The 20,397-nt window shown below is 65.1% G+C and carries 15 protein-coding genes and 2 pseudogenes; 9 read left to right on the forward strand and 8 right to left on the reverse strand.

The window, feature by feature from the left end; all coding sequences use genetic code 11:
• Positions 1–15 precede the first annotated feature (15 nt).
• Together AB8K43_RS14810 and AB8K43_RS14815 are read left to right on the forward strand one after the other, a co-directional pair.
• Positions 16–255 (forward strand): DUF2188 domain-containing protein, encoded by a 240-nt coding sequence (locus AB8K43_RS14810; RefSeq protein WP_370894988.1) that lies wholly within the window; start codon positions 16–18, stop codon positions 253–255.
• A gap of 107 nt (positions 256–362) precedes the next feature.
• Positions 363–2,681, forward strand: coding sequence for an AAA family ATPase (locus tag AB8K43_RS14815; protein WP_370894989.1), 2,319 nt, complete (start codon positions 363–365; stop codon positions 2,679–2,681).
• Positions 2,682–2,801: 120 nt separating this feature from the next.
• Here the strand turns inward: AB8K43_RS14815 and AB8K43_RS14820 are convergent, their stop codons facing one another.
• Both AB8K43_RS14820 and mobF (AB8K43_RS14825) read right to left on the reverse strand, forming a co-directional pair.
• On the reverse strand, positions 2,802–3,164 hold the full coding sequence (locus tag AB8K43_RS14820) for a sulfate permease (RefSeq protein WP_370894990.1): 363 nt from the start codon (positions 3,162–3,164) through the stop codon (positions 2,802–2,804).
• 141 nt (positions 3,165–3,305) lie between these two features.
• Positions 3,306–6,694: pseudogene (gene mobF, locus AB8K43_RS14825) on the reverse strand (MobF family relaxase); the annotation flags it as partial.
• Between the two features lie 6 nt (positions 6,695–6,700).
• Here mobF (AB8K43_RS14825) and AB8K43_RS14830 point away from each other — a divergent pair.
• Positions 6,701–7,447, forward strand: coding sequence for a hypothetical protein (locus AB8K43_RS14830; protein WP_370894991.1), 747 nt, complete (start codon positions 6,701–6,703; stop codon positions 7,445–7,447).
• Positions 7,448–7,523: 76 nt separating this feature from the next.
• Positions 7,524–8,507: a DNA-processing protein DprA gene (locus tag AB8K43_RS14835; RefSeq protein WP_370894992.1), complete on the forward strand. Its 984-nt coding sequence runs from the start codon at positions 7,524–7,526 to the stop codon at positions 8,505–8,507.
• 34 nt (positions 8,508–8,541) lie between these two features.
• On the opposite strand, the gene AB8K43_RS14840 is transcribed toward AB8K43_RS14835, so the two are convergent.
• The 5 genes from AB8K43_RS14840 to mobF (AB8K43_RS14860) form a co-directional block, all read right to left on the reverse strand.
• Entirely contained in the window at positions 8,542–8,907 is a 366-nt protein-coding gene (locus tag AB8K43_RS14840) for a sulfate permease (RefSeq protein WP_370894993.1), read from the reverse strand.
• Positions 8,908–9,119: 212 nt separating this feature from the next.
• Positions 9,120–10,901, reverse strand: a complete 1,782-nt coding sequence (locus AB8K43_RS14845; protein ID WP_370894994.1) for a ThiF family adenylyltransferase — start codon at positions 10,899–10,901, stop codon at positions 9,120–9,122.
• Positions 10,898–11,890 (reverse strand): cyclic GMP-AMP synthase DncV-like nucleotidyltransferase, encoded by a 993-nt coding sequence (locus tag AB8K43_RS14850; RefSeq protein ID WP_370894995.1) that lies wholly within the window; start codon positions 11,888–11,890, stop codon positions 10,898–10,900. The genes AB8K43_RS14845 and AB8K43_RS14850 overlap by 4 nt, the downstream gene beginning before the upstream one ends.
• Positions 11,887–12,993: a CBASS cGAMP-activated phospholipase gene (locus AB8K43_RS14855; protein WP_370894996.1), complete on the reverse strand. Its 1,107-nt coding sequence runs from the start codon at positions 12,991–12,993 to the stop codon at positions 11,887–11,889. Before AB8K43_RS14855 ends, AB8K43_RS14850 begins: the two co-directional genes overlap by 4 nt.
• Positions 12,994–13,037: 44 nt before the next feature.
• Positions 13,038–16,649 (reverse strand): MobF family relaxase, encoded by a 3,612-nt coding sequence (gene mobF / locus AB8K43_RS14860; protein WP_370894997.1) that lies wholly within the window; start codon positions 16,647–16,649, stop codon positions 13,038–13,040.
• 198 nt (positions 16,650–16,847) lie between these two features.
• Here mobF (AB8K43_RS14860) and AB8K43_RS14865 point away from each other — a divergent pair, with 198 nt between their 5' ends.
• The 3 genes from AB8K43_RS14865 to AB8K43_RS14875 are packed head-to-tail and all read left to right on the forward strand — an operon-like array spanning position 16,848 to position 18,630.
• On the forward strand, positions 16,848–17,225 hold the full coding sequence (locus AB8K43_RS14865) for a DNA cytosine methyltransferase (protein WP_370894998.1): 378 nt from the start codon (positions 16,848–16,850) through the stop codon (positions 17,223–17,225).
• A gap of 5 nt (positions 17,226–17,230) precedes the next feature.
• Entirely contained in the window at positions 17,231–17,767 is a 537-nt protein-coding gene (locus tag AB8K43_RS14870) for a PadR family transcriptional regulator (RefSeq protein WP_370894999.1), read from the forward strand.
• On the forward strand, positions 17,764–18,630 hold the full coding sequence (locus tag AB8K43_RS14875) for a CPBP family intramembrane glutamic endopeptidase (protein WP_370895000.1): 867 nt from the start codon (positions 17,764–17,766) through the stop codon (positions 18,628–18,630). The genes AB8K43_RS14870 and AB8K43_RS14875 overlap by 4 nt, the downstream gene beginning before the upstream one ends.
• Positions 18,631–18,640: 10 nt before the next feature.
• Here the strand turns inward: AB8K43_RS14875 and AB8K43_RS14880 are convergent, their stop codons facing one another.
• Positions 18,641–19,705 carry an IS110 family transposase gene (locus tag AB8K43_RS14880; RefSeq protein ID WP_370895001.1) on the reverse strand — a complete coding sequence of 355 codons (1,065 nt, stop codon included), beginning with the start codon at positions 19,703–19,705 and terminating at the stop codon, positions 18,641–18,643.
• A 306-nt stretch (positions 19,706–20,011) separates the two neighbouring features.
• Here AB8K43_RS14880 and AB8K43_RS14885 point away from each other — a divergent pair.
• Both AB8K43_RS14885 and AB8K43_RS14890 read left to right on the forward strand, forming a co-directional pair.
• Positions 20,012–20,152 (forward strand): annotated as a pseudogene (locus tag AB8K43_RS14885) (DNA cytosine methyltransferase); the annotation flags it as partial.
• A gap of 43 nt (positions 20,153–20,195) precedes the next feature.
• Positions 20,196–20,366, forward strand: a complete 171-nt coding sequence (locus tag AB8K43_RS14890; RefSeq protein WP_370895003.1) for a hypothetical protein — start codon at positions 20,196–20,198, stop codon at positions 20,364–20,366.
• Positions 20,367–20,397: the final 31 nt, after the last annotated feature.

Below are 20,397 nucleotides of genomic sequence, written 5' to 3' on the forward strand. Positions count from 1 at the left end.
GAGAAAGGTAGAACCATGACAGAGCCCAACAAGCGAGTAGTTCAGCGTCGAGGCGACGGCGACTGGGAGGTACGAAAGCCGGGAGCCGATCGCGCCAGCGCTGTTACCTCGACACAGGCAGAGGGCATCGAGCGCGCCCGCACGATCCTCGGCAACGACGGAGGTGGCGAGCTACAGGTCCGTTCGCTCAAAGGAACGATCCGTGCGCAAGACACGATCGCACCCGGCAACGACCCGAGGTCATCCAAGGGGTGATCTTCGGGTTGGCCGCTGGAGTAGTCCAGCGGCCAATGTCGGAGGTCAGCCGTAGGGTCGCATGCGGGGTGTCCACGAGACCCCCAGGATTTTAGGAGGGAGTAGACGTGCGCATTCGAGAAGTCTGGGTCCGGTTCTACAAGTCGTTCAACTTCGACTATGAGTTGAAGGCTACGCCAGGCAGCAAGGCAAAACCCTGGCAGCAACTGGATGACGGCTGGATGCCTCACGTGCGTGTCCCAATCGAGCCCGACATCACCGCCGTCGTCGGCGCCAACGAGTCGGGCAAGACTCACCTACTCGATGCAATTCGCATCGCACTCACGGGCGATGGGCTCCTTCAGAGGGATTTCTGTCGTTCGTCGTCGCTGTTTTCGGTTGAGCACGGCTCGCGCTTCTACCCGGAGGTCGGGCTCACGCTGACGCCGAGCGAAGGCGAGGCGTCGGTTCTTCGCGACAACAACATCCCGACCCGAAAGAACGGCGACCTTCTCATGCTGCGATCGGCTCCGGGCGTCACTGCCGTCGTCGGTTCGGATGAGAAGCGGGTGGACCTGACCTCGACGCAGGCCGCAGCGCTTCAGGCACTGATGCCGCATCCCCATGAGTTGAAGACCGAGGTAGCCCTGCCGGATTCTGTCTCAATCTCTGCACTGGCTCACGATGGCAGCAGGTTCCGAAGCCGGAGAGAGCGCAAGCGTCTGCTCGACATCATTTCGTCCTTCACAAGCGCGAACGACGTAACGGCGAATGCCGCGAGCTTGGTGCCGAGCGACCTTGAGGACCCCGAAGCAGCCGCCCAGCAGCTTGGTGTCGATCTTCTCGTACGCGTGGCTCGCATCGAAGAGTCAAGCTTCCAGGAACTCCAGAAGGCTATTGCGGAGGAGCGCGAGGGACTCGTCAATGGCCTTATCCAGGAGATGAACAACTCGATCGCCCGCCATCTGAACGTCTCCCGCTGGTGGACGCAGGACCCTGAGTTCCAGCTCCGTGTCTCGCCACGTGAGCACGAACTTGTGTTCACCATCCGCGACCGAACCGGCACAGATTACTCGTTCACGGAACGCAGCAGAGGGCTCCGCTACTTCCTCAGTTACTACGTTCAGCTACTCGCTCATGATCGTCCGGCAGCACTCCCTGAGGTCCTTCTGATGGACGAGCCCGATGCCTACCTCTCAGCTTCAGGCCAACAGGACCTTCTCCGAGTGCTGGAGCATCAGGCTCGTCCGGATGACTCAGATCGTGAGGACCAGGTGATCTACGTGACGCACTCACCGTTCCTCATCAACAGAAATGCTGGGCACCGCGTCCGCGTGGTCGATAAGGGAGCCCGCGACGAGGGAACGAGGCTCGTGAAGGATGCGACGCGCAACCACTACGAACCGCTTCGGGCATCCCTGGGCGCGTTTGTCGCCGAGACTGCCTTCATCGGTGGCGACAATCTCTTCGTTGAAGGAATCTCGGATCAGGTGCTGCTTGCGGGCATGAATGCGCGGCTACTCAGGTTGGGGACTCCGCCGAGCCAGTGCCTCGACCTCAACCAGGTGACCATCGTTCATGGCGGCTCGAACGTTCCTTACATGCTGTACCTTGCGAGAGGCCGGGACCAGATCAAGCCAGCCTGTGCAGTCCTCGTGGACGGGGATGCTGCTGGTCAGACCATGAGGAAGCAGATCAGACGTGGTGGTGCGCACGGTAAGCCAACCGTCTCTGACGACCTCATCATCGATCTTGCTGAATGGGCGAGCAAAGCGAGCTTGACGGTCACAGATGGTGTGAGCGTCCGTGAGCCTGAGGACCTTGTTCCCGTCAGCGTCGCAGTAGCGGCTGCTCGCCGCTATGCGCGGTACTTCCTGGGTCTCAACGAGGCCTCGTACAAAAGCCTGACGGAAGACTCGGTGACGAACCTCATCAGCAGCAAGGATGGCAGTCTCTGGGATGCGTTAGCCGAGGCGTTCAGGACGGCCTTTGATACGGAGATCGGCAAGGCCGGATTTGCCAAAGAACTGCTCGCCTATCTGGCGGAGTCAGAAGCAGATGGCGGCGCACGCCCGCCTGGCGTACCGGCGCTCGATTCCCACTTCGGTGCGCTACTCCTCAACCTCACCGACACACTCACACTTGCGCGTGAACGTGAGAGCGACGCACGGAGGGATCAGAGGCTGGAACGCATCATCGACACATTCACCGCAGACCACCCAATCGGTTGCACGCGAGATCGTGCAGCGGTGGTGCTGAAGAGAATCGATGCCGCAGTCGACGACACCTTCGCTGGAGATGTGATCCACGCAGGGACGACGAGACTCCGCCGCGATTTCAAGCTTGCCACCGAGCCTCTCAAGAACGTAGACGACTACCCGGGCTTCCTTGAACAGCTCAAGAACCTTCGCCATCTTGAACGGCTTAACCATCAAGGAGTGGTCTGACACCTGGGGAACGTTTCAATCGGTGCCTCAGCGTCAGCGCATGTGGCGCGACCTTGATCGGTTCTTGTCTGCTGCCCTTCGCTCGCTGCGTGCTGCGGTGCCCAGAGGTGGAGTCTTGGACTACTGGCCGTTTCGGGCAAATTCTGGAAGCGGCGCCTCTGCGCGCGTATCGTGCTCGACCTGGCGCTCGCGTATGCGAGCCTTCACGAGCAGCGCGACGCTCACTGGGCCAATGATGACCATCTTGAGAGCGTTCCAGATGCAGACCAGGACGGCGAGGTGGAGCCATCCGGGGCCGCCGGACTCGATGAGAGTAGTGCACCAGGAGGCGACGGCCAGGTAGGGGCCGGCCAGCAGCATCGCTGGCACGCCCCATTTCAGTCCTTTCCTCGTTCGGATCAGGTCGAGCAGGATGTTGCTCGGCATGTATCGGCGCAGGAAGTAGCGGACCTCGGCGCTGGCTGCCCACAGTAGGCGGATCATGATGGGCTCCGCTCAACACGCACGTACGTTGTCGAGACGGTGCGTGGAGAGTGACCCCAAGGTCTGCCGCGAACGGCCCAAAGGTAAGGAGAAATCCGCCTCACCCTCAAGACTACGTAGCGGCGGGGACATCTGGAAGGGTCAGATGCTGCGTCCTGTCTGAGGCTGCCCCCGCCTGATGGCGTTGAGCCCAGGCTCCGGCGGAGCGCTCTGGGCAGCGAGAAGGAGCATCCTGTCGAGTGCTGCTCGCGCTCTTGCGGCGTCGATCTTCTGCGCGGACGACTCGGCCGGGGCACCAAGGGGTGCGTCGCCGGTGATGCGGTGCCGGTCCCGGTAAGCGGCGACGACTCGTGCAGCCCTGCGCCAGGTCGCCGCTCGGCGTCGCTCACTCGGTGGCGTTCCGAGTGCCCTTGTCCAGGGAACGCCTTCGGTAAGCGCGGTGTCGAGCACTGCGTCGGCGCGGGCTTCGATCAGTGCTTCTCGTTCGTCGAGGGCTGCTCGCATCTCCGCGTCCGTCACACCGTGGGCATACGGGATGAGGCCAGCAATGAGTCGTGGTGGCTTCCTGGTTCGCCCTGACCCAGCGGGCCGAGCAGTCGTTCGCTCGACCCTGTAGTGGAGGACGGCGGCGATGTCGTCGGCGTCGCCGAATCCCCGCGCCGCAACCAGGCGCGGCAGGATCGCATTGACATCGTGGTGGTTGGCCTCAGCGCGGCGGAGTTCGGCGGCGAGTGGGCCGAATGCCTCGGATTCGATGGCACTTTCGGCCTGTTCGCCGGTTAGGCCGGAGGTGCGGATGAGGGTGGCCCAGCGGTCGTGTTGGGCAGCGGCGGCGATGGTTTCGTACTCGGCGGCGAGCTGGGCGATCGAGCCCCACTGCTCCTGCTCGGCAACGATGGTCTCGTGCGCCGAGAGTTCGGCTCCGCTGTGCTGGAGAACGCCGTGGAGCACGCTGCGGGCGGTCGCGTTGGGGTCGTCGCCGGGGTGCGGCTCTGCATGGTCGTCGGCGCGGTCAAGGGTGACGTAGGCGCGGTTGGAGTGCCGGCCTCGGGTCATCGCGACGTAGAAGGTCTCTCTGGTCGAGGTCGGTTCGACCAGCACATGCGCGGTGTCGGTCGTGACGCCTTGCGCACGGAACGCGGTCACTGCGTAGCCGAGATCGACGCTCTCGGAGACATACGAGGCGGGCAGGACGATGCTGCCGCCGAATCTTCGCCCACGCTTTCGTACTGCGATGGTCCCGTCCTGACGGACAGTGGTACCGACCCCGTGGTCGCGGGCGATGGTGAGAGTCCCGTCGTCGCCGACGGCCGTGATGGTGCAGACATCGCCGTTGCGTACCCAGTCCCGCCCGGTCGCGGTGCGAAGCCGCCGGTCATTGTCGCGCGTGATGATCGTGTCGCCGACCCCGGCGGCGGAGCCATCGCGCAGTTCGACCTCGCGGTCGGGGTTCAGGGTCTCGTCGTGGATCAGGTCGGCGCGGGCGCGTCGGTTGAGCTCTGTCACGTCTTCGTGGGTCTCAGCAATCAGCACTGAGACGAGCCCTTTGTCACGGTCGGCGCGCCAGGCGTTGTAGGCGGCATCGGTCATGGTCTCGGCGTCACCGCCGACGATGCGCTGATGAGCGAGGTAGGAGTCGATGGCTTGGACGCGTCCGTGGCGCAGCTCGAGTGAGGCGGCCATCTCCCACGCGTGGGTGAAGCGGTGAACGTCGACCAGTTCGGAGGTGTCGTCGCGGTCGTTGGCGATCATCGCGAACGCGCCACCGGCGTCCACGGATTGCAGCTGAGCGTAGTCACCGACCAGCAGCACCTTCGCACCAGCATCCTGGGCGAGGTGAGTGATGCGGTCCAGCGACAGGGTGCCCGCGAGCGAGGCTTCGTCGATGATGACGAGTTGACCCTTCTCGAACGTCGTGCCGTGCAGGAGATGGTTCTGCCACCACTTCGCTGTGTTCTCGGTCGTGACCCCCAGGTCGTCGGCGAGGACCTGTGCAGCGACCGCTGACGGAGCGAGGCCGACGACCGACCTGGCACCGTGCTCGGCCTCCCACGCGCGGCGGAGTGCGTTCATGGCGGTTGTCTTGCCCGCCCCGGCAGGACCGACCAGCACGTCAAGCACCCGCCCTGACACCGCGATGCAGCTCAGAGCGTCGCCTTGGTCGTCGCCAAGCAGCTGCCCATCAGGGCCGGCGCGACGCGTAATCTTCTCGACCGTCGCGAGCGCCACCGTCGGACCGGCCAAGTTGCTGGCACGTTCGAGCAGCCTGTCCTCGGCCGCAAGTTGGGTCTCTGAGGTGAACACGGTCGAACTCTTCGGCCGGAACACGGACGTGCCGTCGGGTCGGCGGAACACTACCGGTGACGTAGCGAGTTCGGGTGGCGTTAGCCGGAGGGATACTTGTTCGGCTGCGTCGGAGACCATCGCGACGATCGCTTCTCGGTCTTGCATGGTGGCGAACCGCCAGCCCATCGTCTGCCTGGCTGCCTCAGCCATGAGATTCCACCGTCGCCGGGTCGATCGCTTCTCGCCAACCACCTCGACCACCGAGAGCCCGATCTCGCCGATCACGTCGAGCGGCACGTCGTCGGCGCGAAACAGCAACGGCTTGTCGTTGTCGGTGACCTCGCGAGCCCACATCGTCGCGTCCCGGCCCAGCGTCTTCGTGGCGCGGGTCCGCCACTCTGCGGTGAGGTCGGCCAGGGATCGGATCTGCTTCTCGGGCCGGGTGGTCAGGGTGGCTTGGGCGCGGAGCTTCATGATTGCTGCGGGTGTTGGGCGCCGGCCGTGTGCTGCGACGTACTCAGCGATGAGACGGTCGGTCTCGATATCGATGTGACGGGCGCGGGTGGAGAACTCGGCGATCAGTTCTTCCGGGACTCCGGTGATCGCCCAGGCAGGGTTGTGGTCGCGGCCCATGTCTCGGGCTTCCCAGGAGACCCCGAAGGTTCGGGTCATGTGGTCGGCGAACAAGGCTTCGTACAGCTCGGACAGGGCGACAACGGCGGCGTGCATCGGCCTGCCGTCAAGTGAACGCCACTTACCGTCGGGACGGTCTTCGCCTTGTTGCTGATGACCACATGCGTATGCAGGTGAGGGTCGCCGGCACGGGAGTCGAAGTGATCGAACGCGGTCGCGATGAGCCCGGTGACATCGACCTGCGCAACCGCGCCATCCCCGGCGGTTGCGCCCGTGCGGGTGGCTGCAACCTCGCGCTCCATGAACGCAACCACCTCCGCAACCGCCTGGTGGTGGGCCTCGCCGATGAGTGCTTGGACCCCGGCATCGGCGACCGCCCACAGCACGCTCGCGGACTTCGGGATCGAGAACGTGAAGTCGAAGCCAGCCACGGCACGCCGGGTGCCGCGAGCGGTTTCCTCGGCCGTGATCTGCGCGACGGACTCGCCCTTGGCTCCGGGCGTCATCGACGGATCGAGCGCGGCGATCCGGGATTCGATCCGCTCCGCCTGGGTCTTGTAGTTCGGGAACGCCAAGCCAAGTGGGTTGCCGGTGATGGGCACTACGCCGACGCGAGAGTGAACCTCGACGACTCACTGAAGTTGCTGTCCAACGCCGCCGACATCTACGAGCACGCCGACGACGCGAACCGTCGGCTCCTCAACCAGGCGCTGTTCAAGACGATCTACATCGACGAGGACAACGACGTGCGCGTCGGCTACAGCAACCCATACGACGGGCTGAGCATCCCCGGTCTCAATGCCGACGCACTGAGTTGGGCCGCCGAGGCAAGGAAAATGGGCCAGGCTGACCCCGCGACCAAGGGCGGACCCTTGGTCGCGAGTTCAAACCTGACCCGTTTGGGGTGCCTGAGTAATACGTTCGGCAACTCCGCCCCCAAGACAAAAACGCTGGTCAACCGCCTAGACCGTGGGGTCTACGCGGTCTCTCGACGCCCCCAGGATACCGCTCCGAAGGACGATCGTGGCCCCGTCGTGAGGACTGTCGAGACGGCTCAAACTTTTCTCACCGCCGCCGAGGTGGACGCGCTCGTCGGCGACTACCTGGCCGGGACGAGCGTCAAGGCACTCGCTGAGAGGTACGGCATCCACCGCGCCACGGTGTTCGCGCACCTCCGTCGCCGCAACGTGCCGAGCCGCCGACCAGGGCTCGGGATCGACGAGAAGGCCGAGGCGGTGCGTCTCGCGCGAGCTGGGGTCTCGATGCGCGCGATCGGCCGTCGGATGGGCGTGGACCGCAAGGCCGTGCGCGCAGCGCTGGTCGAGGCGGGACTCATCGTGGCCGAAGCGAGCGATGACGCATAGCCGAGGTTCCGAGTAGCTGATCCGTCGGTAGCGCTCGGCGCACCTTGTCGGTAACGAGCGCCGAGAGGAACCGATGATGACCAGCTTGAGTAATGTCGCGAATGACGAGCGTACCGCGAGGATGGTGCTGTCTATGCTCGTCGAGCCCAATGACCCAGTGACAGGCCGCATCCTGTCCAGGCTGGGAGCAGTCGAGACGCTCTGGCTCGCTGAGCGCGACGGTGCGGTGATGGGGCTGAGCCCCGTGGGCGCACAGGTCTGGCGCGACCACCTCAGCGTGCCAAGCGCAACGGAACTGACGGCGCGTATCGACCAGGTGCAGCAATCAGGTGTTCGCGCGCTCATCCCAGGCGATACAGACTGGCCCACCGCAGTCGACGATCTTGGTGAAGTCGCACCCTACGCGCTGTGGACTCGCGGCGCGTCATCGTTCCTCTCGCGTCCGATGAGCGATCTCGTCGCGATCACCGGCGCTCGGGCATGCACCTCCTACGGTGAGTATGTGGCGCGGGAACTTGCCAGTTCCGTTGCTGCCGACGAACGGGTTGTCGTCGCGGGAGGTGCTTACGGCATCGAGGGTGCGTCGCAACAGGCGGCCCTCGCGGCAGGTGGCGACACGATCGCGATCCTCGCCAACGGAGTTGATCGCCCGTACCCTGTCGGCCATCGCGACCTGCTTGATCGCGTCGCTGACGTCGGCCTGCTTGTTAGCGAAGTTCCGCCCGGTGCCGTTCCGACCCGACATCGGGTCATCGCCCGCGCCCGGCTGATGGCTGCGCTGTCCTCCGCGACGGTGATCGTGGAGGCGGGCTCGCGATCAGGTTCACTGCTGGTTGCTCAGCGAGCCGCGGAAATCGGCCGACGTGTCGGAGCTGTCCCCGGTCCAGTCACGAGCGCTGTGAGTGTGGGACCGCATCGTTTGCTGCGCGATGGCATCGCGTCCTTGGTGGCGGACACTTCGGACCTTGCCAGGTTGGTGGAACGAGATCAGACGCCGCGAGTAGGGCTCGACAGGGAGCTCGTCCGCCCTCCTTCGCCCGCTCCGACGCGCACGCTGTAGCGCGCCGGTCAGAGGTGGACGCCGGAGCCTGAACTCAGCGAGAGCTTCGAGTGAGCTCACCCAGTGGCACATCCTCGGAGAGCTCCTGCCGCTGCGCGCGGTACTCACGGGCGCGAGCCCTTACGAGGAGAACGACGCTCACTGGGCCGATGGCCATCATCTTGAGAGCGTTCCAGAGGCAGACCAGCACGACGATGTGGAGCCATCCTGGGCCGCGGTTCTCGATGAGTGTGGTGCACCAGAAGGCGATGGCCAGGTAGGGACCGGCCAGGAGCATCGCGGGGACGCCCCACTTCAGTCCCTTCCTCGTGCGGATCAGATCGAGCAGGATGTTGCTCGGCATGTAGCGACGCAGGAAGTAGCGGACCTCGGCGCTGGCTGTCCACAGTAGGCGGATCATGATGGGCTCCTCTCAACACGCGAGTCGTTGTCGAGACGGTGCGTGGAGAGTGACCCGAAGGTCTGCCGCGAGCGGCCCAAAGGTAGGGAGAAATCCGCCTCACCTTCAAGGCTACGCCCCAGTTGCGGGCTTGGGAAGGCCGGTAGTGTCTGCCCGCAACGACAGCTTGGTCTGGATCGAGGCGCTTGTAGCCGTCAGCGGCGTAGGCGAGGCTATTCAGTGACTCCGGCTGAGGGCGGCAGACTCGTATCCTCTGTTTCGGCCAACACGAAGTGATGCCTGGGCCCGGAGGGAGCGTGCGGCAGCGCGATGAGGTGTGTCCCGGAGACTGTGGACGGCACCTGTTGCAGGTGGCGGCCGATCATGTTGACGAGCGTCGCAGCGACGGCGGCAAGGTCTGCGGCTGAACCGTGGAAGGTGGGCACGGAGCACCCTCTTGTTGGTATCAGTTCGTCCCCGTCGGCCACCTCCTGCCAGAGCGGGTGGTAAAGCTCCAGCTCACTGTCGGTGAGGACCGTGCGACCCGCGCGTGCGTCCATTCCCGATGGCGTCAGAGTGGAGTCAGGTGCGCTGATGTTGGCGATGCCGAGGGTGCCGGAGCTGGCGTCAGTTGCGATCTGGGCAATGAGGGCTTTGCGCTCGACGCCGACAAGTGTGTCGAGGTACGTGGTCACGCTGTGGCTTACGGTCGCATCGATGATGAGATCGGCGGCCAGGAGATCGGCGAGGTCTGGCACGCTTCCCTCGGCGATTGTGACGGTGAGGTCGTCGCGGAGCGAGCGCAGCCGTGTCGCGAGGGCATCGGCTTTCGTCTGTCCGATGTCGGCTTCGGTGTAGTTCTGTCGTACCAGGAGTCCGCCGGTGATGACTCCTGGGTCGCAGACGGTGATACCTGCGGCCCCGGCGCGTGCGATGAACTCGGCCGCCCATGATCCCAGTCCGCCGCACCCCCAGATGTGAACCATCTTTCCTTGGTAGCCGTTGACTGGTCGGCGTTCGTCGCGCCGCGTCGTGACTGCTTGTCGTTCGTCGGACATGTTGCACCATTCAATGGGGATTTCGGCGTTGATGCTCGCGGGATCAAGGTTGATCGCGGTGCCGTGCTTCTTAGCGATACGTCGAAGCGCGTCGGCGGTCGTCGCGTGGAGGCGTCCGCCGAGCAGGTGATGTGGGCCGCCTGCGGGATGGGGAACGGCGAGGACGAAGTATTGCTCCTCGCCGTCGGGGTTTCTGAGAGCACTGGCGAGAAGGGAGGTGATGAACGCTGGCGATTGAGCCGCTACTCGTGGGGGCTGACCTCCGGCCTGGTCGAGATACGGATCATCCAGGAGCGCAAGGAACAACGCGAGAGTCGAGGCGGCACCGAAGGGCATGTCGCTAGCGAGGGTGAAGACAGGCGTGCGATGTCCGCCTCCCTCGGTCGAGTAGGTGAGATCGTACCGATGGGTCGAGCGGGCGATGAGCTGAGCAATCTGCCGTGGCTTCGTTGGGCCAGGCTCGCGGACCACGATGGTGGGAGTGTCGTCCGCGTGGTGGAGCACACCGCCGACCGCGTGATACATCGCGGTCGAGGGGTCGAACTTTCCACCAGCGGCGTCAGTGAGCCAGCCCCACAGACGGTTGAGGAACCCAGCCATTCCTTCCGACGGACGCCACTCGCGCGAAGGATCGAGGTAGATGCAGAGCCGTTGCCCCTGGAGAACATGTGGAAAGCCGAGGAAGCGTGGGTGGTCAACCTCGACGCTCGGCGGAACGAACATCGAGGGTTGAATCTGGAGGATGAACTCCTCGTAGTTCTCAAGCACGAGACCTGCGGAACTTCGCAGGACATTGGCTGTGTTGAGCCGGACCCGAACGCTGGCATGGCCTTCTGCGTCGAGTTTGGGTTGCTGGACGATCCGCAGGTCGTCGGGCCTGTCTTTGGCGAGCGCCCTCAGATCGTCAACAAGTTGCTTCTGCCAGACCGACAGCGTGCCCCGATTCCGACGGCTCATCCCGCGCGGCCAGACCGCCCCACGGTGGTAGCCGGTACCGGCGCTGCGGGGAACTTGGTGCTGTTCGACGACGTTGCCGGGGCCTTGAACCCATCGCCGAAGATGCCCTGCCACAACTCAACGCTGCGGTCCTTGTTCTCCTCGTTGTACGCCTTCTCGATCTCGGCCGCGTGGGAGTGGATGCGATCCCGGAAGTAGCTGTAGGTTGACTGCTCCCACCGGTGGTCGAACGTGACTCCAGAACCGGACGGGTCCGGGATCGAGGGCTTGGTCGGGCGGTCTTGGAGCCAACTGTCGAGGTCGTTGACGAGGTGTAGGAGCGCGGTCGGAACGTCGCTGTAGTAGTTCGGATTCAGCAGTGTACGCAGTTCGGTGACCTGCTCGCCGAGCAGAGTGGTCAGGAGGATCGACCGTGTTCCTGTGAAGGAATTCTTGTGGTCGCGCAGGTACTTCATCAGCCGGATGACCTTGCGAAGGTTGCCGTTGGCGAGCGTGTCCTTGGTCTTCATCCAGTCGGTGAAGCCCTGGGGGTTGGTCGGTTCCCAGTCATTGTCGTCGCGGTTTACGATGACCTCGCGCCCGTCTGAGAGGTTCAAGTGCGGCACGATGTCAAGGTGCATCGAGTTCGCGTAGACTAGACGGACGCAGCGGCACTTCCGTGAGTGCGGCATGTTGCCGTAGGTGCTGTGGCGATGCAGAGCCGCGTAGACCTCCTCGATGTACTTCTTCGGTTCGTCGGACCAGTCCGGGTTCTCGCTCATGTTGAGCATGAAGTCTGCGTCGAACTCGTTGTCGCCGACGGGGTTGATGATCGTCTTGTGTGCCCAGGAGCCCTGGGGCGTCTTGCCCAGGATAAGCGGGCCGATCTGCTCGTCGGCTTTCAACGCCTTGTAGACCGACTCGACGCGTGAGTCGAGCAGGTCCAGCTTTACCTGGCCGAGGTTGACGGTGTCCTTGAGCAGGACGTTGAAGTGGTCGGTGAGCTTCATCGGGAGACCTCCGTGGTAGGCATACTCGTCGGGTCACCGCGATGTGGGTCTCCGATCAATGGTGTGTATTCGGCTGCGCGATGCGTCGCGAACTTCTCGGTGTAGAGGGGGCTGAGTTCGCGGCTGGCGGACGCAGCAAGCCCGGCGAGGTCGCTCGGGTCTGCCGAGTCGAGTGCGTACAGATCGCCGGGGACGCGGGCATCGAACCTGGTGTAGGCATCCTTGCCGATCAGATGTTCAGCGATGCCTTGTCCACCGCGGCTTCCGGCGTTGAGGATGAGTGGAGCGATTGGCTTCGCCCAGTTCAGCAGTCCGCCGCGGTCGAGGCGCTTGGGGTGGTTCGTGAGCTGGTCGATGGTGCCAACGTTGAGCACCTTGATCGAGCTCAGTGGCTGATTGAGCATGCTTACGGCTTCAGCAATCGCGACAACGGATGGATTGTTCGCCCATACACCACCGTCGATGAGTCGGTGCCCGTCCACGCGAGCGGCCGGGAAGTAGAGCGGCGCTGCTGAGGTCGCCATCGCGATGTCCACCATCGGGATGCGCCAGTCTCGGGTGAGCCGCGTGTTGTGTGGTGTCTTGAAGATGTGCACGCTGCCCCGTTGCACGTCCCACGCTGGGATGACCAGTCGCTTGGTGCTGTTGCCGAGTATCCGTCCTCCGAGCACGTTCGTGAGCGCGGTTCGGAGTGCAGCGCCATCGTAGATGGGAGCGGTCAGCTGGCGCGGACGCCGCCACAGCCGACGTCTTGCGGCCGGGAACACAGTGTTGACGAGCTCCTCGTAGTGCTCAACGATCTGGGCGGGGGTGAGCCCGGCGCCCAGCGCCAGCGCGACGATCCCGCCAGCCGAGGTCCCGGCGATCAAGTCGAAAGACTCGCTGATGCTGACACCAAGGTCCTGCTCTAACCTTGCGAGCACATGAGCGGTGAAGAGGGCCTTGGCGCCGCCGCCGTCCAGTGCCAGTATCTGGAACGGTTCTGAACCCATCTCAGGTAGCTGACCGGTCACCCCGGCGCTGTCCAGTTGTGCGCCCACCTCAAGCTGACCACCGGGCACGTTGCCTCCGGCGTCGGGCGGATTTGCGGGAACTACAACCATGTAACTACTCTACGCCGCCGCTCCGACACTCCCACTGGCTCAGGTCACAGCGAGCGACCCAGCGGCCTGTGCTCAACCGGCCGAGGCCCGCTGTGTCCCGTAGGCGTACCAGCGGCTTCGGTCGCCTGCGTGACTGCGGATCGTGCTCGCGCGGCGTCGATCTTCTGGGCGGCCGACTCGGGCGGAGCACCGAGAGGTGTGTCGTCGGTGATGCGGTAGCGGTCTCGGTAGGCGGCGACCACGCGGGCGGCCTTACGCCAGACCGCGGCTCGTCGTCGGTCGTCTGGCTGCGCCCCAAGAGCCTTCGTCCACGGTGCGTTCTCGGTGAGTGCAGCTTCGAGTGCGGCGTCGGCGCGTGCCTCGATCAGTCCCTCTCGCTCGTCGAGAGCTGAGCGCATCTCGGCGTCGATGACTCCATGCGCCTGCGGGATGAGGCCGGCGATGAGCCGCGATGGCTTGCGTGTCCTGCCTGAGCCTGCGGGACGCGCGGTCGCCCGCTCAACCCGGTAGTGGAGGACAGCGGCGATGTCGTCGGCGTCGCCGAACCCACGCGCGGCGACGAGGCGCGGCAGCAGCGCTTCGACGTTGTGGTGGTTGGCTTCGGCGCGTCGGAGTTCTGCCGCGAGCGGGCCGAACGCTTCGGACTCGATGGCGCTCTCGGCCTGTTCGTCGGTGAGCCCGGAGGCGCGGATGAGGGTGGCCCAGCGGTCGTGTTGGGCTGCGGCTGCGATGGTCTCGTACTCGGCGGCGAGTTGGGCGATCGAGCCCCAAAGTTCCTGTTCGGCCACGATGGTCTCGTGCGCCGAGAGTTCGGCCCCGCTGTGCTGCAGGACGCCGTAGAGCACGCTTCGTGCGGTGGCGTGCGGGTCGTCGCCGGGGTGTGGCTGCGCGTGGTCGTCGGCGCGGTCGAGGGTCACGTAGGCGTGGTTCGCGTGCCGTCCTCGGGTCATCGCGACGTAGAAGGTCTCTCTCGTCGAGGTCGGTTCGACCAGGACGTGCGCGGTGTCGGTCGTGATGCCTTGGGCGCGGTAGGCGGTGACTGCATAGCCGAGATCGACATGCTCATCCACATACGCCGCTGGGAGGACGATGCTGCCGCCGAACCTGCGCCCACGCCTGCGAGCCCTGATGGTTCCGTCGTCGCGGACGGTGGTGCCGATCCCGTAGTCGCGTGCGATGGTGATGGTCCCGTCGTCGCCGACGGCGGTGATGGTCCAGATGTCGCCGTTGCGTACCCAGTCCCGTCCGGCCAGGGTGCGGAGGTTCCGGTTGTTGAGGCGCGTGATGATGGTGTCCCCGACGCCGGCGGCGGTGCCGTCGCGCAGCTCGACTTCGCGGTCGGGTTTCAGGGTCTTGTTGAGGATCAGGTCGGCTCGGGCGCGTCGGTTCAGCATGGTCACGTCTTCGTGGGTTTCGGCGATCAGTACCGAGACCAGTCCCGCGTCGCGGTCGGCGCGCCAGGCGTTGTAGGCGGCATCGGTAATGGCCTTGGCGTCGCCGTCGGTGATGCGCTCGTGGGCGAGGTAACTGTCGATAGCCGCCGTGCGCCCGTGACGCAGCTCGAGCGAGGCGGTCTTCTCCCAGGCGTGGGTGAAGCGGTGAACATCGACCAGTTCGGGGGTGTCGGCCCGGTCTCTGGCGATCATCGCGAACGCACCGCCCGCATCCACGGATTGCAGTTGGGCGTAGTCGCCGACCAGCAGCACCTTCGCGCCAGCGTCCTGGGCGAGGTGGGTGAGGCGGTCCAGTGACAGGGTGCCAGCGAGGGAGGCTTCGTCGATGATGACGAGCTGGCCCGCCTCGAACGTGGTGCCGTGGAGAAGGTGGTTCTGCCACCACTTCGCCGTGTTCTCGGTCGCGATCCCGAGATCGTCAGCGAGAACCTGAGCAGCAACCGCTGACGGCGCGAGACCGACGACGGAACCGGAGCCGTGCTCGGCTTCCCATGCGCGGCGGAGCGCGTTCATGGCGGTAGTCTTGCCCGCCCCGGCGGGACCGACCAGTACGTCGAGCATCCGTCCCGACACCGCGATCCGGGTCAAGGCGTCGGCCTGGTCGTCGCCGAGCATCCGACCGTCCGCATCGGGTCTGCGCGTGATCTTCTCAATGGTTGACAGCGGCACCGTCGGCCCGCCGAGGTTGGCGGCTCGTTCGAGGAGTCTGTCCTCGGCCGCGAGCTGGGCCTCGGAGGTGAACACCGTCGAGCTTTTCGGTCGGAACACCGAGGTGCCGTCGGGACGACGGAACACGACGGGCGAGGCGGCGAGTTCGGGCGGGGTCAAGCGAAGCGAAGCGAACTCGGCGGCATCGGCAACCATGGCGACGATGGCTTCCCGGTCGTGCATGGTGGCGAAGCGCCAGCCCATCGTCTGCCGGGATGCCTCGGCCATGAGATTCCAGCGTCGCCAGGTCGAGCGCTTCTCACCGACCACCTCGACGACCGAACGCCCAATCTCGCCAATGACATCGAGCGGTACGTCGTCGGCACGCAGCAGGAGCGGCTTGTCGTTGTCGGTCACCTCGCGCGCCCACGTCGTCGCATCCCGCCTCAACGACTTCGTGGCGCGCTCCCGCCATTCGACGGTGAGGTCAGCCAAGGACCGAACCTGCTTCTCGGGCCGAGTCGCGAGTGTGGCTTGAGCTCGCAATTTCATGATCGCCGCTGGTGTCGGGCGTCGTCCGTGCGCTGCGACGTACTTGGCGATGAGGCGATCGGTCTCGGCGTTGATGTGACGCGCGCGGGTAGAGAACTCGGCGATCAGTTCGTCGGGCACTCCAGTGATCGCCCATGCAGGGTTGTGGTCGCGGCCCATCTCTCGGGCCTCCCATGAGACGCCGAAGGTGCGTGTCATGTGGTCGGCGAACACGGCTTCGTGGAGTTCGGAGAGCGCGACGACGGCGGTGTGCATGGGTCTGCCGTCGAGCGAGCGCCACTTCCCGTCGAGGACGGTCTTGGCCTTGTTGCTGATGACCACGTGCGTGTGGAGGTGAGGGTCGCCAGCGCGGGAGTCAAAGTGATCGAACGCGGTCGAGATCAGCCCGGTGACATCGACCTGAGCAACCGCACCGTCCCCGGCGGTTGCGCCCGCGCGGGTGGCTGCAACCTCGCGTTCCATGAACGCAACCACCTCCGCAACCGCGCGATGATGCGCTTCTGCGATGAGTGCTTGGACCCCGGCGTCGGCGACCGCCCACAGCACCGATGCGGACTTCGGGATGGAGAAGGTGAAGTCGAAGCCCGCCACCGCACGCCGTGTGCTCCGGGCAGTTTCATCGGCAACGATCTGCGCGACCGCCTCGCCCTTGGCCCCAGGTGTCAGCGTCTGGTCAAGAGCGGCGATCTGTGCCTCGATCCGCTCTTCCTGGCTCTTGTACGCCGCGAAGCCCAGGCCGAGCTTGTCGCCAGTGATCGGATCACAGCCCGTGCCCATCAGGATCTGGAGCTGGTGTTCTGATACTCGGTCGCCCACCTGAATCTCGCCCTTGCCGAGGTCCGCTACACCCGCGCCGTGCCAGCGACCAGGCGGGGTGCCCTCCTCCATGTAGTAGCGAGTCAGCGGCGTTGAAAGTGGCCGGTCGCCGTCGGCAGCCGCGACCGTCTTGAGCAGGTACTTATAGCCATCGCCCGCCGACATCACACGCATCGAAACCGTCATGCTCACCTCCGCTCATGGCCAGCAGGTGAGCACCCGCACCCGGTGATTTCTGAAGCGGTAATGCCCGGCTCACCCTCGACCTGCAAGAGGCGTGTGACCTCGATGTGCGGTCGGAGAGGAAGTGGCAGATCGGGCTCCGGCGGTGTCGCTCGGATGGCTCGATGAGCGGCGGGCGTGCCGGAGTCGTGCACCTGACAGGTGACCAGCTCGGCATCCGTTCTCGATGAGGCACGGCTGCCGGGGACGACCGTCACCGGAGCGGACTTCATGCGCGACCTCGACGCCAGCGGCGACCCACGACTCAGGATCGGGTCGCTGTTCAGTGGCTACGGCGGGCTCGACCTCGCCGTCGAGCACGTCTTCAACGCCAAGACCGTGTGGTTCTCCGAACTCAACGAGCCCGTCGCCCACGTCTTTTGGCGCCACTGGCCCGAGGTGCCGAACCTCGGGGACATCACGGCCATCGACTGGAGCCGGGTCGAGCCCGTGGACATCCTCATCGGCGGGTTCCCCTGCCTCAATGTCAAGTTCACGCTCTGCGGGAGCCCAGCTGGTCTGCCGGCACCATTAGGCTAGTTGCGATGCAACCATCCGAATCAGACCGTCTGCTTCGCCCTGTCTCGTTCATCGTGCTGGGCCTGCTGGCGACCGCCGGCCCTCAGACGTCGTACGAGCTGGCGCGGAACGTCGACGTGTCGGTGTCCTTCTTCTGGCCCGTCCCGCGTTCACAGTTGTATGCCGAGCCGAAACGGTTAGCAGGTCTTGGGCTCGTCTCGGCGAGCCAGGAGACGTCCGGGCGCCGACGCCGCACGTTCACCATTACAGAATCTGGGCAAGACGCTCTGGTGAGCTGGCTCGGCACGCCTCCGGAGCCATCGCAGTATCACGATCCCGCGATGCTGCGCCTGTTCTTCACCGACGCAGCCCCCGAGCGGGCTTTGACGTTGGCGAAGCAGCGCATCGGTGAGCTGACGGGCATGCTGCAGTTCCTGGAACAACCCGGCCTCGGCGGCACGCAACCCGCGCACCGCCGCGTCTTGTCCTGGGGCCGGATGACGGTGCGAGCCGACCTGGCCTTCTGGCAATCCATACTCGACGACATTGAAGGACAATTGTGATCGCTCTCATCCGCCGCCGGCCCTTGACGGCGTTCTTCGTTCTCGCGTACTTGGGATCATGGGTGCTGTGGAGCCCGTGGTGGCTCTCGCAAAGCGGCGTCGGAGTGCTCCCATTCGAGCTCCCATTCGTCGCGGTTGCGGGCATCAACCAGCTCGGGCTCTTTGCCGGACCGTTCGCATCCGCTCTGCTGGTGACCCGGATCATCGAGGGACGCGACGGGCCGCGCCGACTGCTGCGACGCATGGTGCAGTGGCGCGCCCGGCCCTTCTGGTACGTCCTCGCGCTCGTCGTGATCCCTGCGGCGACCGGCCTCGGCTATCTCTTCCTTCCTGGCACGACCTTCGTCCTCGACGGCGGAGTCCTTACGGCGCTGGCGGTTCTCACCACGACGTACGTTACCTATCTTCTCGGCGGGCCGGTTCAAGAGGAGATCGGTTGGCGGGGCTTCGCACTTCCTCGCCTCCAGACACGGCTGTCCCCGGTCACCGCGGCGCTCGTCCTCGGCGTCATCCACTGCTTCTGGCACGCACCGCTGTTCCTCACCTCCGAATGGGACACGGCCCGTCATCAGCCCAGCCAGTTTCTGGCCTACCTCCTCCTCGTCGTGAGCATGTCGGTCATCATGTCTTGGCTGTTCAACGGCTCGAACGGTTCGGTGATGCTCGCGATCCTCGGGCACAACGGCATCAACTGGGCGCTATTCGCCGCAGGCACCATCACCGGTCAGGCCATCGAAAACAACTGGCCTGCCGCGCTCGGACTCGCAGCACTCGCGATCATCACAATCTCCATCACGAAGGGACGACTCGGACACCCACCGCACGCGACCGGCGGAGAGCTTCCCCCGCGACCCGCCGTGTAGTCAGGCACGCTCAAGCGGCCGAGCGCAGGGACGCCGCACCGGCCTCTGCTTCGCGGTGCAGCTCGTGCAAGAGGCCGAACACGCGCCTCGCAAGATGCCGCTTGAGAGCACGGATGGCCTCGGTGTTCGAGTTACCCAGCGCCCGCCGGGCAGCCAGGTAATCCTGCGCTGGTGGGTACATGCGCTTCTGGGTGATCGCGATGCGGTGGATCGCGGCGTTCATCCGCCGGTTCCCGCCCCTGTTCAGCCTGACCCGCTGGCTGTTGCCCGACGATGCTGGGATCGGCGCGCACCCGGTGAACATCGCGAACGCCGCGGCCGACTTGAACCGCCCAGGGTCGCCGGTCTCGGCGACGATCCGTGCCGCCGACATCGGCCCACAACCCGGCAGCTCCAGCAACTGCGGCGCCTCGATCTTCACGCGCTCTTCCAACTCACGTTCGAGACGGCCGGCGCGGTCGCCGAGGTCCTTGATCCGTTCCGCGAGGTCCAGGCAGATCGAGACTGCGACACCGCCTTCGTGCTCGCGCAGGAACGCGACGACCATGGCGTTCCACTTCGGTCGATGCAGCTTGCGGGCGGGAATCGTAGCGGCGAAGTCCGGGTCAATGTCGTGCAGGTGCCACCGCAGCCGGCAGCACATCCGCACCATCTCGCCCACCAGATCCTCCCGGTGGTCCAGAAGCATCTTGATCTCCCGCACGTCCGTCTCCGGCACCGCCACGGGCAGGTCCTCCGCCAACGCCGCGCGAGCGCAAGCCAGGGCGTCGATCGGGTCAGACTTCCCGATCGCGCGCACCCGACGGCGGTAGTCGGCGCTCATATGCGTTGGCACCCACACCACCTGCTCGCCCTCGGCGAGCAGGAACCGCACGAGCCCGCCGGCGACGTGACGCACGTCCTCCACCGCCCAGCGGTGCCGCCCGAGCTTCCTCGCCCACGTCAGCAATTCTCGATATCCGCGCGGTCTTGCGGAGGCGTCCTTCACATCGAGCTGCCTGCCGTTACTGTCTACCGCGACAGCGACCAGGACGTCCTTGTGCGGATCGAGCCCGATGACGATTCTCTGATCCATCTCCGTTCTCCTTTCGATTCAGGGGTCGACCGGTGGACATGCCTCAATCAAGAACCCCGCACTCGGGATCACGCTCCAATGAAGTCACACCGGTCCTCAGCGAAGCGGCGACGGGCGACATGACAAGACCACGTCAACCACGAAGGCGACCTAAGGGAAGGAGCCAACCCGGCACCGTGCTCTCCATTCTCGAAGCACAGCACCATCGGCTCTCTCCTCGGTCGTCGTGGTGACAGCACGGGAACGAGTCAGCCCACCGCCGCTTCACCGGCCACCGTCAACGAAGACGGCACCACCACCCTGACATTGGAGCGACAAGACGTCTCCACCGTCGGCAAGCGCGCCGGCCTCGCACCAGGTACGCGCTCAGGGCTCTGGGCGCACATGGCCGCAGCCATCGACGCTCTCCAGCCCGAATGGGTCGTCATCGAGAACGTCCGCGGGCTGCTGTCCTCGCCCGCGACACGGTTACCAGCACAAGGAGACGACCATGAACGACGCAACCACGGCGATGCAACCCTTCGCGGCATGGAACGCGACCCGTGGCATCTGGGAGACACCGCAGCTCGACCTCTACGGGCTCTCGGCGACGGTATGTCGACCTTGGGGTTATGTTCACCGCCGTCGTGCGGGCCGTGGCCGGGAGGCGATGAGCGTCTGATCCGTTCAACATAACCATTGGTTCGGGAGTC

Origin of the sequence: Janibacter sp. GXQ6167 (assembly GCF_041365945.1) — a bacterium.
Lineage (GTDB): Bacteria > Actinomycetota > Actinomycetes > Actinomycetales > Dermatophilaceae > JBGFSK01.

Excerpts from the sequence above, each read along its gene's own strand:
- AB8K43_RS14840 (WP_370894993.1), bottom strand. The coding sequence starts at position 8,907 with ATGATCCGCCTACTGTGGACAGCCAGCGCCGAGGTCCGCTACTTCCTG.
- AB8K43_RS14870 (WP_370894999.1), top strand. The coding sequence starts at position 17,231 with ATGCAACCATCCGAATCAGACCGTCTGCTTCGCCCTGTCTCGTTCATC.
- AB8K43_RS14855 (WP_370894996.1), bottom strand. The coding sequence starts at position 12,993 with ATGGTTGTAGTTCCCGCAAATCCGCCCGACGCCGGAGGCAACGTGCCC.
- mobF (WP_370894997.1), bottom strand. The coding sequence starts at position 16,649 with ATGACGGTTTCGATGCGTGTGATGTCGGCGGGCGATGGCTATAAGTAC.
- AB8K43_RS14810 (WP_370894988.1), top strand. The coding sequence starts at position 16 with ATGACAGAGCCCAACAAGCGAGTAGTTCAGCGTCGAGGCGACGGCGAC.
- AB8K43_RS14890 (WP_370895003.1), top strand. The coding sequence starts at position 20,196 with ATGAACGACGCAACCACGGCGATGCAACCCTTCGCGGCATGGAACGCG.
- AB8K43_RS14850 (WP_370894995.1), bottom strand. The coding sequence starts at position 11,890 with ATGAAGCTCACCGACCACTTCAACGTCCTGCTCAAGGACACCGTCAAC.
- AB8K43_RS14835 (WP_370894992.1), top strand. The coding sequence starts at position 7,524 with ATGACCAGCTTGAGTAATGTCGCGAATGACGAGCGTACCGCGAGGATG.
- AB8K43_RS14845 (WP_370894994.1), bottom strand. The coding sequence starts at position 10,901 with ATGAGCCGTCGGAATCGGGGCACGCTGTCGGTCTGGCAGAAGCAACTT.
- AB8K43_RS14880 (WP_370895001.1), bottom strand. The coding sequence starts at position 19,705 with ATGGATCAGAGAATCGTCATCGGGCTCGATCCGCACAAGGACGTCCTG.
- AB8K43_RS14820 (WP_370894990.1), bottom strand. The coding sequence starts at position 3,164 with ATGATCCGCCTACTGTGGGCAGCCAGCGCCGAGGTCCGCTACTTCCTG.